This is a genomic window from Rhodococcus sp. 15-725-2-2b (assembly GCF_002259075.1).
In the GTDB taxonomy this organism is placed as follows: domain Bacteria; phylum Actinomycetota; class Actinomycetes; order Mycobacteriales; family Mycobacteriaceae; genus Rhodococcoides.
Window position 1 is genome coordinate 1 of record NZ_NPFL01000008.1, and the last position, 12,307, is coordinate 12,307.

The window sequence follows — 12,307 nt, forward strand, 5'->3', positions numbered from 1 at the left end:
GTGCGCGCGAAATAGACCCGGGATCAGTGGGCGGGAGTGGGCGCGGGCCAGGCCGGGCACCGAACCGCGGCAACTCAGGAACTCAGCATTGCCCCGCACCCGCGGCGTCGAGTCCCCGCAGAATTTCGTTCTGATCGCCGGGTGGCACGTCGTTCCAGCTCGGTGCGGTGGTCATTTCGCTGCGCAGACCCTCGACCGACTTGGCGCGATCGGAGATTCCGGTTTGCTCCAGTGCATCGATCGACGGCAGAAACTGTGTGCAAGTCTGCTGGTAGAGCGCTTCACCGGTGACGCCGGAGGTCGCGTCGGTCGGAGCTGCAGGCTCGGCAGCGGGCGGTAACTCGGACGCAGGAGCGGGCTCGGGTGAGGGCGCGTCGACCGTGGTGGTCGCGGGGACAGTCGTGGAAGTCGCAGTGGTCGTCGTCGCTGCGGCGACGGTGGTGCTCGACGCCTCCTCGCTCGACGGGTCGTTGCTGCATCCGGCAATCGAGACGGCCACGATCAGCCCGAGCAATCCGGTCGCGATTTTTCCGTTCATCGCAACTGTGTACCATCCCGGCGGAACCACCGACGTCAGAGCAGGGTCTGCGCACGTCCGGTGATGGTGCTCAGCGCCGTCGACCAGGCGAGGTTCTTCGGGTCGAGGAATGCTCCGTGCCCCGCTCCCGGCAGGACGACGAGCTCGGGGTCGGTGCTGCCCGCCTTCGTCGATGCGTCGATGTAGACGCGGCTCTGGTTCACCGAGACGGTCTGATCGGCGTCACCGTGCAGCGCAGTGAGCGGAACGTCGAGGGGGAGGTATTCGATGGGGGAGGCGATCTCGTAGCGTCCGGGCACCTCGTTCGGCATGCCGCCGAGGAAGGCAGGCACGAACTTGTCGCCGCCGATGTCGGCTGCCCGCTTCATGTCGAAGACGCCGGCCATGATGGTGGCGCTGCGTGGTCGGATCTTCGGTTCTGCGCCCGGCGCGTCGACGGGCATGAGGTGTCGAGCCGCGACCCATGCGGCGAGTTGGCCGCCTGCCGAGTGTCCGGCGACGTGGACGCGATCGAGATCGAGGCGACCATCGGCAGCATTCTGGACGACGGTTGCCAGTGCCTCGGTGGCGTCGTCGACGTCGGAGAGGGTGTTGGCCCAATTGTTCGGCCCGCGTCGGTATTCGACGTTCCACACGGCGATGCCTTCGTCGGCGATGGCCGTCGACATCTGCTGGAAGTACGACAGGTCGAGGTCTTCCTGCCATCCGCCGCCGTGAATCATCACCACCACCGGGAGCGAGGTGGCGTTGTTGTCGGGGAGGTACAGGTCGCCGATGTTGTCCGGTTCGTATCCGTAGTTCAGTCGAATGGGATCCCCGGCCGGGCCCGATACCGGTTGCAGCGCAGCCGAATACGTCTCTGCGGTACTCGGTGAGGAGTCGGTGTCGGCCGAGCTGCAGCCGACCAGCGCGACCGCCAGCAGGCCGGAGAGGAAGTGGCGACGATTCACGCGTGCCGATCCGTCCAGTCGAGCAGTTCGGTGAGCGGCCAGGTGTTGATCACGCGCTCCGCGGGGACGCCGCGCTCTTCGGCTCGGATGCAGCCGTAGCCCTGCCAGTCGAGCTGTCCGGGTGCGTGCGCGTCGGTGTCGATGGAGAACAGGCAGTCGCGCTCGAGGGCGATGTCGATCAGTCGCTCCGGGGGATCCTGGCGCTCGGGTCTGGCGTTGATCTCCACTGCGGTGCCGAACTGGCGGCATCCCTCGAACACCACGGGGGCGTCGAACGTCGATTCGGGTCGGGTTCCGCGGCCACCCTCGACGAGCCGTCCGGTGCAGTGACCGAGTACGTCGACATGCGGGTTGGCGATGGCGGTGACCATACGTTTGGTCATGGTCTTGGAGTCGGCCCGCAGGTTCGAATGCACGCTCGCCACCACCACGTCCAGCTCTGCGAGCAGACCCTCGTCCTGGTCGAGCGATCCGTCGTCGAGAATGTCGACTTCGATTCCGGTGAGGATGCGGAACGGTGCGAGCCGCTCGTTGAGCTCGGCGATGACGTCGAGTTGTGCGCGCAGACGCTCGGCGGTGAGGCCGTTGGCGACCTTGAGGCGTGGGGAATGGTCGGTGAGAGCGCAGTACTGGTGACCGAGCCTCGCGGCGGTGCGCATCATCTCCTCGATGGGGCTGCCGCCGTCGGACCAGTTGGAATGGGTATGCAGATCGCCCTTCAATGCACCGCGAAGTTCGTTGTCTCCGATGGGTTCTGCCGCGTCTCGTTGCTCGCGGAGATAGTCCGGAACGTCCTGAGTCAGTGCCTGGCGAATGATCAGCGAGGTCTTGGCTCCGATACCGGTCAGCGAGGACCAGCTGTCTGCCTTCTCGTGCTCGGATCGTTGTGCGGGCGTGAGGGATTCGACCACATCTGCGGCCCGACGGTAGGCCTTGACTCGATGGGTGTCCGAGCGGGAGCGTTCGAGCCAGAAGCCGATCTCTCGAAGTGCGTCCACCGGATCCATGCGGTCCATTGTGCCTGGCGGTACCGACACGTGTTCACGGGGTAAACGGACAAAACTCTCAGGGACTTGCCAGGTCGCTCACTCCCCATAGGCTTGAAGCTGCAACTACCATCGGCAGTCATGACCAAGAAATGGTGGATTGTCGGCGCGATCGTCGTTGTCGTAGTGGCGCTCGGACTGTATTTCGGCCCCAAGATCTATGCCTCGTTCGAGGGCGACGACGCACCGGCGGCAACCGTGTCGACCTCCGGCGCGCAGGCCGCGACCACACAGGACATCGACGGACGGTGGATCGTCACTCCGGGTGACGCCGCCAACACGACTGCCGCGGGCTACACCGTCGACGAGCTGTTGAACGGGTCCGATGTCACGGTCGTCGGGTCGACGACCGAGGTCGCGGGCAACGTCGTCATAGCCGACAACACGCTCACCGAGGGGCAGGTGGTCGTCATGACCAACTCGATCAGCACCGACAGCGACCGTCGCGACAGTCAGTTCCGCGGCAACATCTTCGACACCGCGACCTATCCGACGGCGACGTTCAACATCGACTCGCCGATCGATCTGTCCGCACTGCCCAAGGACGGCACCACCATGACGGTCACCGCCGAGGGCACGTTGACGCTCAAGGATCAGACACGTCCGGTCTCGGTGGAGATGGAAGTGCTGCAGTCCGGCGACACGCTCATCGCGTCGGGTGCCATTCCGACGACGTGGACCGACTACCAGATCGAGCCGCCGTCACTCGGCTTCGTCACCGTCGATCCGTCCGGGACCATCGATTTCCTGATCAATCTGAATCAGCAGTAGCGGGTTCTCGCGCGGGCTCGGGCGTCCATCCCGGCGGTCCGACGAGATATCCGATGCGTTCCTTCCATGACCGCGATGCCGCAACATCCCGCGCGATGTTGCGGTATTCGTGTGTCTGGAGGGTCCAGATGTTGAACGTGTCGACGGGCTTGGTGAGTCCGTAGTTGGGGCGCTCGACCTCCTCGGCGTAGGTGCCGAACAGGCGGTCCCAGATGATGAGGATGCCGCCGTAGTTCTTGTCGAGATACTGCGGATCGCGGCCGTGATGGACGCGGTGATGCGAGGGCGTGTTGAAGACGTACTCGAACGGACGCGGCAGCCGGTCGATGCGCTCGGTGTGCACCCAGAACTGGTAGACGAGGTTGATCGAGAATCCGACGAACACCATCCACGGCGGCATGCCCAACAGGGGTAGCGGTAGCCACATGATGACCTCGCCGCTGTTGTTCCACTTCTGTCGCAGCGCCGCGGCGAAGTTGAAGTACTCGCTCGAATGGTGGGACTGATGCGTCGCCCAGATGATGCGGGTCCGATGCGCGATGCGGTGATATCCGTAGAACAGCAGGTCGACGCCCAGGATCAGGATCACCCACGTGTACCAGGCGTCGGCCGGAAGATGCCACGGCGCGACGTAGACGTAGATCGCCGTGTAGGCGACGAGGGCGAGCGCCTTCCATGCCGTGGTGGTCGCGATGGACACCAGTCCCATGCTCAGGCTCGAGCGTGCATCCCTGGCGGAATAGCTGCCGCGTTCACCGTCCTCGAGCTTCGCGGCCGCGATCCACTCGATCGCCAACAACAGTGCGAACGCGGGAATGGCCAGTGCCACGGGATCGCGCAGCGGTTCGGGGAGTGCATTCCACGCCGAACCGATCCACTCGCTCATCGAAACCTCCTGCGTGACAGTTAAGGGTTGAGTGTAACGCTTTTCTGCTCGGTTTCCCCAGGGCTCGTACCGTGGAAGGCGGCGCACCAATCGGCCGAGAGAGCGGAGTCGGACTTGTTGCAGAAAATCGCGTCCACTATCGGACAGGTGGTCGAGTCGGCGTTGGGTGTCGTCGGTATCCGGGTCGGTACCGAGGAACCGCCGCATACGAGCCGTCGACTGACCGATGCAGTGGAGATCCGTCGTTACCGCCCACGCATCGCGGCACAGACAGTCGTCGACGCCGATGAGGAAGAGGCACGGCAGGAGGGTTTCCGCCGCTTGGCTCGCTACATCTTCGGCGGGAACGGAGGCAAGAAACGGGTCGCGATGACCGCTCCCGTCAGTCAATCGCCGGCAGGGTCGCAGAAGATCGCCATGACTGCGCCGGTATCGAGTACGCCCGGCAGCGACGGGTGGGTTGTCCGGTTCTTCATGCCTGCCGAATGGACGATGGACACGCTGCCCGAGCCCGACGACAACCGCGTGACGTTGACGGAGGTTCCGGCGGAGACGGTCGCTGTACTGCGGTTCAGCGGTGGCCGCAGCCGAGACGACGTCCGACCGCAGATCGCGGCGTTGACCGAAGCGTTGCGAGCCGAGGGTATCGAGATGCTGGGTGAGCCGATGACCTGGTTCTACGATCCGCCGTGGACCTTGGCGCCGTTGCGTCGTAACGAGGTCGTCGTGGCGGTACCGGACGGTTCCTGACGCGTCGGGGTGTCCCGCACGCGCTCGCTAATTCCCTACTGCGATGGTAGGAATTGAACGTGCACATCACGGCCAAGGCGGACTATGCGGTTCGCACGCTCGTCGAACTCGCTGCCGTCGGTGGGCAGCGGCCCGCGAAGGCCGAGGCGCTGGCCATGGCGCAGGGAATCCCGCACAAGTTTCTCGAATCGGTGCTCTCGGATCTGCGTCGCGCAGATCTCGTGTGCAGTAGAAGGGGGCCCGACGGCGGCTACTGGTTGGCGCGGGAGGCGTCGGACATTTCGGTTGCCGATGTGATGAGGGCCGTCGAAGGCCCGTTGGCGTCGGTGCGCGGTCAGCGGCCCGAGGATGCGGAGTATTCCGGTCCGGCCGAGCCGCTCACCCGGGTGTGGCTGGCGGTACGCGTCAATCTGCGTGCGGTGCTCGAGGCGGTGTCGCTGGCGGACATCGTCGACAACGAGCTGCCGGACTTCGTCGGAGAGCTGATCAGCGAGCCGACCGCGTGGGCGCGTCGATGACCTGAGTCACATCCGGCGCAGGCTGTGGCGGGATCGACAAAATTGCACACCACTGCAAACTTGCAGAACAGTGCAAGTTCCGTAGGTTGGTAATCGTGACTTCTCCGACTGGCCTTCGCGATCTGAAGAAGGCGGCCACCCGCGACGCGCTCGGCATGGCTGCCGTGCGTCTGGGCAAGGAGCACGGCATCGACGCGGTCACCGCCGACGCCATCGCGCACGAAGCGGGAGTCTCCACCCGCACTTTCCACAACTACTTCTCCAACAAGGAAGAAGCAGTTCTTCACCACATCGAAGTGTCTGCCCTCGAATGGTTCGAGCTCCTGCGCGCCAGGCCGTCGACCGAACCGATCTGGGACTCGTTGCGGCACATCGCAATCGACCTCGTCGCGGACCCGGGCCGGGATCTGGACGACACCTTCGCGGCAGCCCGGCTGATCGAAGCCAACCCCGCCCTGATGGCCCGCAAGCTCGAGATGCACCAATCGCTGACCCGCAAACTCGGCGAAGCCATCGCCGAGCGAACCGGTACCGACATCGACACCGACCTCTACCCCAACCTGCTCCAGATGGCCGTCGGTGGTGCCGTCACGGCAGCACTGAACATCTGGGTCACCGATTCTGCAGGCGCATCGACGCCGAGGGCCCTCATCGAGGACGCCTTCGACCAACTGCGCGCTGGACTTCCCGAGCCGCAACCGTCCGAACCCAACCGAGGAGCTTGACAGTGGCCACCTATCTCTACCGAATCGGAAGATTCGCGTACCGACGCAAGGGCATCGTCCTCGGACTGTGGCTGGCGATTCTGGTGCTCGCCGGAGTGGGCGCAGCGACGCTGTCCGGCCCCACCGCGAACTCGTTCAGCATCCCGGGAACGCCCGCGCAGGCTGCGCTGGATCTGCAGTCCGAGCGGTTCGGCTCCGCCGAGGACCCGCTCACCGCCGTCAGCGCCGAGTACGTGTTCCAGGCACCCGACGGGCAGACGCTGGACACTCCGCAATACACCTCGGCGATCGACGCAACCATCGCCGAGATCGAGAAGATCGACGCCGCCAAACCCGCCGAAGGTGCGCAGCCGCTGGCGAATCCGGTTGCGGCCAATCAGTCGATCATCGAGCGATACACCGAGGCGGCAACCGAAGCGGGCACCCCGGCCGACCAGGTGGCCGCCGACGCGGCAGCCACGTCACCGCTGAGCCCCAACGGCAACGTCGGCACCGTCACCGTGCCGATCAACGTCGAACTCGCCGACGTCACCGACCAGATCCGCACCGAGCTCGACGAGGCCGCGCAGCCCGCTCGTGACGCCGGACTGACCGTCCTCCTCGGCGGCACCGTCGCGCAGGAGAACGTCGCGCCCGGTGGTACGTCGGAAATAGTCGGTCTGGCCGTCGCCGCCGTCGTGCTGCTCATCATGTTCGGATCCGCCGCGGCCGCCAGCCTGCCGCTGATCACCGCCATCGTCGGAATCGGTATCTCGAGCCTGGCGATCACCACGGCGTCCGGCTTCGCGAGCCTGTCGTCGTTCACGCCGGTGCTCGCGATCATGATCGGTCTGGCCGTCGCGATCGACTACTCGCTGTTCATCCTCGCCCGTTATCGCCACGAACTGACGTTGACGGACGACCGAGAAGAAGCCGTCGGACGGTCCGTGGGAACCGCGGGCTCGGCCGTGGTGTTCGCCGGTGCCACCGTGCTCATCGCCCTCGTTGCCCTGCGCGTCGTCGGGATTCCGTTCCTCTCCCAGATGGGCCTCGCCGCAGGTTTCGCGGTGTTTATCGCGGTCCTGATCGCACTGACGTTCCTGCCGGCGATGCTCGGCCTCTACAAGGGCAAGGCCTTCGCGGGCAAGATCAAGTTCGTCAACACAACCGACCCGGAAGACCCGAACGCCACGCCAACCAACGGACTTCGCTGGGCCCGATTCCTGGTCAAGAGGCCCGCGCTGGGACTCATCGGCGGCATCGTCCTGCTCGGTGTTATCGCAGGACCCACCACCGGTCTGTCGCTGGCACTGCCGTCCACCGCCACCGCCGACCCGTCGACGCCTGCACGTCAGGCCTACGACATCGTCGACGAGGGCTTCGGTCCCGGACGCAACGGCCCGCTGCTGGTCATCGCCGACGCTTCCGGCGTGGCCGAGGCCGATCGCACGGCGTCGTTCGGCAAGGTCGTCGAGACCATCACCGGGCAGCCCGACGTCACCAATGCCCAGATCATCGCCGTCAACCAGGCCGGGGACACCGCACAGATCCTGGTCACTCCATCGTCCTCACCGAACAGTGAGCAGACGAAGAACCTCGTGGCGAACCTGCGCGACGCCGAACCGGGCCTGGTGGCCAGTGACGGCGTCTCCTACGGAGTCACCGGTCAGACGGCACTCGAGCTCGACGTCTCCGAACGACTGCAGGACGCGTTGATCCCGTACCTGGCAGTGGTCGTCGGCCTGGCCTTCGTTCTGCTGATGCTCGTGTTCCGCTCCATCCTGGTGCCGCTGACCGCAACGCTCGGGTTCCTGCTCAGCGTGCTCGCGACCTTCGGTGCCACGGTGTTCATCTTCCAAGAGGGCGGCCTCGGCCTGATCTCCAACCCACAGCCGATCGTCAGCTTCATGCCGGTCTTCCTCATCGGTGTGGTGTTCGGTCTCGCGATGGACTACCAGGTGTTCCTCGTCTCGCGTATGCGTGAGGAATTCGTTCACGGAGCCGCCGCCAAGGATGCCGTCGTCAACGGGTTCAAGTACGGCGCACGCGTGGTCACCTCGGCCGCGGTCATCATGATCTCGGTGTTCGCCGCATTCATCGCCGAGCCGGACTCGTTCATCAAGTCCATCGGATTCGCGCTCGCCGCGGCAGTGTTCTTCGACGCGTTCGTCGTGCGGATGGTGCTGATTCCGTCGGTGATGGCATTGATGGGCGACAAGGCCTGGTGGCTGCCGAAGTGGCTGGACAAGATCCTGCCCAACGTCGACATCGAAGGTGCCAAGCTGAAGACGGCACCGGAGAAGGACGCCCGAGTAACGGTCTGAGCCGGTCGGCCGAAGATTACCCGCAACACTCGAAAAACGGAGAGACTGTTATCCATGTGTACGAGTAATCTTCGGCCATCATGCTGATTCCCCTGCTGCGCACGTATCTGGCTCCGTACAAGATGCCGATCGTCGCGCTGGTTCTGCTGCAATTGGTCGCCACGCTGGCGGCCCTGTTCCTGCCCAGTCTCAACGCCGACATCATCGACAAGGGTGTGACCACCGGCGACACCGGTTACATCCTCTCGGCCGGTGGCGTCATGTTGCTGGTGTCGGCGGTGCAGATCATCAGCTCGGTCGCGGCGGTGTTCATCGGTGCGCGCGCAGCCATGGGTGTCGGACGCGACCTGCGCGGTGCCATCCTGCATCGCGTCGGTACGTTCTCCGCCCGTGAGGTCGGCCAGTTCGGTGCGCCGTCGCTGATCACCCGCAACACCAACGACGTTCAGCAGGTGCAGTTGGTGATCGTCATGGGGTTCACCATCGTGGTGATGGCCCCGATCATGTGCGTCGGCGGCATCGTGATGTCGCTGCGCGAGGATCTCGGGCTGTCCTGGATCCTGCTCATCGCAGTACCGGGTCTGGCCATCTCGATGGGTCTGATCATCGTCAAGATGGTGCCGGCGTTCCGCTCCATGCAGAAGCGCATCGATGCCGTCAATCGCGTTCTGCGTGAACAGATCACCGGCATCCGCGTGGTACGGGCGTTCGTTCGCGAGGACTTCGAGGTCGACCGTTTCGGGGCGGCCAACAGCGCGCTCACCGATACCGCCCTTCGCGTCGGACGGCTCATGGCCCTGATGTTCCCGACGGTCATGCTCATCAGCAACGTCACCAGCGTCGCCGTCATCTGGTTCGGCGGCCACGCGATCGACGACGGCACGATGCAGATCGGCTCTCTCACAGCACTTCTGAGCTACATCATGCTGATCCTCATGTCGGTGATGATGGCGTCGTTCATCGCGATGATGGTTCCCCGTGCGTCGGTGTGCGCCGATCGCATCAGCGAGGTACTCGCCACCGAATCCTCGGTCGTGTTGCCCGACAAGCCGAAGACGTTCACGTCCTCGCCGGGAACGGTCGAGCTCGTCAACGCCGAATTCTCCTTCCCCGGAGCCGAATATCCGGTGCTGTGCGGGGTGAACCTGCGGGCCGAGGCCGGCAAGGTCACCGCCATCATCGGCGGTACCGGCTCGGGAAAGTCCACTCTCGTCAACCTGATTCCGCGACTGATCGACGTCACCGGCGGTGAGGTACGCGTCGGCGGAGTCGATATCCGTGAACTCGATCTGGACCTGCTGCGCTCGGAGATCGGTCTGATTCCGCAGAAGCCGTACCTGTTCTCGGGCACCATCGCGAGCAACCTGCGCTACGGCAAATCCGACGCCACCGACGCCGAACTGTGGGAGGCACTCGAAATCGCCCAGGGTGCCGACTTCGTTCGGGCCATGCCCGAGGGACTGGAAACACCCGTCGCGCAGGGTGGTACGACGGTCTCCGGCGGTCAGCGGCAACGCCTCGCCATCGCCCGCGCGTTGGTCCGCAAACCCAGCATCTACCTGTTCGACGACTCGTTCTCCGCGCTGGACCTCACCACCGACGCCAATCTGCGTGCAGCGCTGAAGGCAGTGACGCGAGATGCGTGCATGATCGTCGTCGCTCAACGCGTCTCGACCATCATCGACGCCGATCAGATACTCGTACTCGACGACGGAAAGCCGGTAGGTGTGGGTACCCACGACCAATTGATGGCCGATTGCCCCACCTACGCCGAGATCGTCGACTCGCAGCACGCCGTGGGTGCACTGTGACCGCGCAGGTGGAGAAGGCGGAAGAGGAGGACATCGCTCCCGTCTCCAAGACTGTGAAGCCGGGAACCAAGGCCCGCAACTTCAAGGGCTCGTTCAAACGACTGATCGGCCTGCTCGCGCCCGAGCGAGTGCTCCTGTCGATCATGCTGGCGTTCGGTATCGCCAGCACCGTCCTGACCGTCGCCGCGCCCAGCGTCCTCGGACACGCGACCGACCTCATCTTCAACGGTGTGGTCGGCCGCGAGCTCGATCCGGGTCAGACCAGAGACCAGGCCATCGACCAGCTGCGCGCCCAAGGCAACGACTCCATCGCGGATCTGGTGTCCGGCACGAACCTGACTCCCGGAGCCGGAATCGACTTCGGTGCAGTCGGAACCGTACTGATGTGGGTCCTGGTTCTGTATGTGCTCTCTGCGGTGCTGGCCTGGGCGCAGGGATACATCCTCAACATCGCGCTGCAGCGTCGAATCCTGTTGCTGCGCGGCAGTGTCGAAGCCAAGGTACATCGACTGCCGCTGAAGTACTTCGACAACAATGCTCGCGGCGAGACGCTGAGCCGCGTCACCAACGACATCGACAACGTCTCGACCAGCCTGCAGCAGACGCTGAGCCAATTGATCACCGGCATCCTCACCGTCCTGGGCATCCTCGGCGTCATGATCTGGATCTCGCCGTTGCTCGCTCTCGTTGCGGTGCTGACCATTCCGGCGTCGTTCGCGGTCACCGCCGTCATCGCCAAGCGTTCACAGCCGCACTTCGTCGCGCAGTGGAAGCACACCGGCAAGCTGAATGCGCAGATCGAGGAGACCTACACGGGTCACGAGATCGTCAAGGCCTTCGGCCGTCAGGCCGACGTGGAACGCGAATTCGGCGACCGCAACGAGAAGCTGTTCCAATCGAGCTTCCGGGCGCAGTTCATCTCCGGCATGATCATGCCCGTCATCATGTTCCTCGGGAACATCAACTACGTGGTCATCGCCGTCGTCGGTGGGCTGCGGGTCGCGTCGGGCACGCTCACGCTCGGTGAGGTGCAGGCGTTCATCCAGTACTCGCGTCAATTCACGCAACCGCTCACCCAGGTGGGTTCGATGGTCAACCTGGTGCAGTCGGGTGTGGCGTCCGCCGAGCGCATCTTCGAGGTGCTCGACGCCGAGGAAGAGGACGCGGACCCGGCCGATGCCGTTCGACCTACTCAGCGCCGAGGACGCGTCGAATTCGAGAACGTCTCGTTCGGCTACTCGCCCGACCGCCCGCTGATCGAGAACCTGTCGCTGGTTGCCGATCCCGGGCATCTGGTCGCGATCGTCGGACCGACCGGTGCTGGCAAGACCACCCTGGTGAACCTGATCATGAGGTTCTACGAGATCGATTCCGGCCGCATCACCCTCGACGGCGTCGACACCATGAAGATGACCCGCGAAGAACTGCGCGCCCGTACCGGAATGGTGCTACAGGACACCTGGCTGTTCGGCGGAACCATTCGCGACAACATCGCCTACGGCGACCCGATTGCCAGCGAAGAGGAAATCCTCGAGGCCGCGCGGGTGAGCTACGTCGACCGATTCGTGCACTCGTTGCCCGACGGCTACGACACGATCATCGACGAGGAAGGCAACAACGTCAGCGCCGGTGAGAAGCAGCTCATCACCATTGCCCGCGCCTTCCTGGCCAAGCCGCTGATCCTCATCCTCGACGAGGCCACGAGCTCCGTCGACACCCGCACCGAACTGCTGGTGCAGAAGGCCACCGCGAAGCTGCGCACCGATCGCACCAGTTTCGTTATCGCACATCGGCTTTCGACCATCCGTGACGCGGACACCATCGTGGTGATGGAGAACGGCAGCATCGTCGAGCAGGGCAATCACGAGGAACTGCTCGCGGCCAGGGGTGCCTACTTCCGGCTGAATGCGGCTGGAGCGGCTGCGCCGCAGGTGCACGGCTGATTCACCGGTCGTTCCGCAGGCTCCACTCCTGCCTCGTAGCAGGCTACGAATTTCCACTCACAAGCC

At 64.5% G+C, this 12,307-nt stretch carries 11 protein-coding genes; 7 read left to right on the top strand and 4 right to left on the bottom strand.

Annotated features, from left to right (window positions below; all coding sequences use genetic code 11):
- Positions 1-82: 82 nt before the first annotated feature.
- From CH306_RS10775 to CH306_RS10785, 3 genes are read right to left on the bottom strand one after another with little or no spacing between them, the layout of a single operon-like run.
- Positions 83-538 (bottom strand): hypothetical protein, encoded by a 456-nt coding sequence (locus CH306_RS10775; protein WP_094646604.1) that lies wholly within the window; start codon positions 536-538, stop codon positions 83-85.
- A gap of 35 nt (positions 539-573) precedes the next feature.
- A complete protein-coding gene (locus CH306_RS10780; protein ID WP_032395348.1) occupies positions 574-1,488 on the bottom strand; it encodes an alpha/beta hydrolase family protein in 915 nt (304 codons plus the stop codon).
- Entirely contained in the window at positions 1,485-2,495 is a 1,011-nt protein-coding gene (locus CH306_RS10785) for a PHP domain-containing protein (protein ID WP_094646640.1), read from the bottom strand. The genes CH306_RS10780 and CH306_RS10785 overlap by 4 nt, the downstream gene beginning before the upstream one ends.
- Positions 2,496-2,615: 120 nt before the next feature.
- Between CH306_RS10785 and CH306_RS10790 the strand changes: the two genes are divergently transcribed.
- Positions 2,616-3,305 carry a YceI family protein gene (locus CH306_RS10790; protein WP_032395347.1) on the top strand — a complete coding sequence of 230 codons (690 nt, stop codon included), beginning with the start codon at positions 2,616-2,618 and terminating at the stop codon, positions 3,303-3,305.
- On the opposite strand, the gene CH306_RS10795 is transcribed toward CH306_RS10790, so the two are convergent.
- On the bottom strand, positions 3,286-4,191 hold the full coding sequence (locus CH306_RS10795) for a sterol desaturase family protein (RefSeq protein ID WP_045198246.1): 906 nt from the start codon (positions 4,189-4,191) through the stop codon (positions 3,286-3,288). The two genes, CH306_RS10790 and CH306_RS10795, sit on opposite strands and share 20 nt — an antisense overlap.
- A 114-nt stretch (positions 4,192-4,305) precedes the next feature.
- On the opposite strand from CH306_RS10795, the gene CH306_RS10800 reads away from it, so the two are divergent.
- The 6 genes from CH306_RS10800 (at position 4,306) to CH306_RS10825 (ending at position 12,241) form a co-directional block, all read left to right on the top strand.
- Positions 4,306-4,941 (top strand): SOUL family heme-binding protein, encoded by a 636-nt coding sequence (locus tag CH306_RS10800; protein ID WP_094646605.1) that lies wholly within the window; start codon positions 4,306-4,308, stop codon positions 4,939-4,941.
- Positions 4,942-5,000: 59 nt separating this feature from the next.
- Entirely contained in the window at positions 5,001-5,459 is a 459-nt protein-coding gene (locus tag CH306_RS10805) for an RrF2 family transcriptional regulator (RefSeq protein ID WP_032395344.1), read from the top strand.
- A gap of 86 nt (positions 5,460-5,545) precedes the next feature.
- A complete protein-coding gene (locus CH306_RS10810; protein WP_094632062.1) occupies positions 5,546-6,184 on the top strand; it encodes a TetR/AcrR family transcriptional regulator in 639 nt (212 codons plus the stop codon).
- A 2-nt stretch (positions 6,185-6,186) separates the two neighbouring features.
- Entirely contained in the window at positions 6,187-8,487 is a 2,301-nt protein-coding gene (locus CH306_RS10815) for an MMPL family transporter (protein ID WP_094646606.1), read from the top strand.
- 80 nt (positions 8,488-8,567) lie between these two features.
- A complete protein-coding gene (locus CH306_RS10820) occupies positions 8,568-10,298 on the top strand; it encodes an ABC transporter ATP-binding protein (RefSeq protein ID WP_032395341.1) in 1,731 nt (576 codons plus the stop codon).
- 8 nt (positions 10,299-10,306) lie between these two features.
- Positions 10,307-12,241 carry an ABC transporter ATP-binding protein gene (locus CH306_RS10825; protein WP_306436757.1) on the top strand — a complete coding sequence of 645 codons (1,935 nt, stop codon included), beginning with the start codon at positions 10,307-10,309 and terminating at the stop codon, positions 12,239-12,241.
- The last annotated feature ends 66 nt before the right edge of the window (positions 12,242-12,307 follow it).

Excerpts from the sequence above, each read along its gene's own strand:
- CH306_RS10775 (WP_094646604.1), bottom strand. The coding sequence starts at position 538 with ATGAACGGAAAAATCGCGACCGGATTGCTCGGGCTGATCGTGGCCGTC.
- CH306_RS10785 (WP_094646640.1), bottom strand. The coding sequence starts at position 2,495 with ATGGATCCGGTGGACGCACTTCGAGAGATCGGCTTCTGGCTCGAACGC.
- CH306_RS10790 (WP_032395347.1), top strand. The coding sequence starts at position 2,616 with ATGACCAAGAAATGGTGGATTGTCGGCGCGATCGTCGTTGTCGTAGTG.
- CH306_RS10795 (WP_045198246.1), bottom strand. The coding sequence starts at position 4,191 with ATGAGCGAGTGGATCGGTTCGGCGTGGAATGCACTCCCCGAACCGCTG.
- CH306_RS10820 (WP_032395341.1), top strand. The coding sequence starts at position 8,568 with ATGCTGATTCCCCTGCTGCGCACGTATCTGGCTCCGTACAAGATGCCG.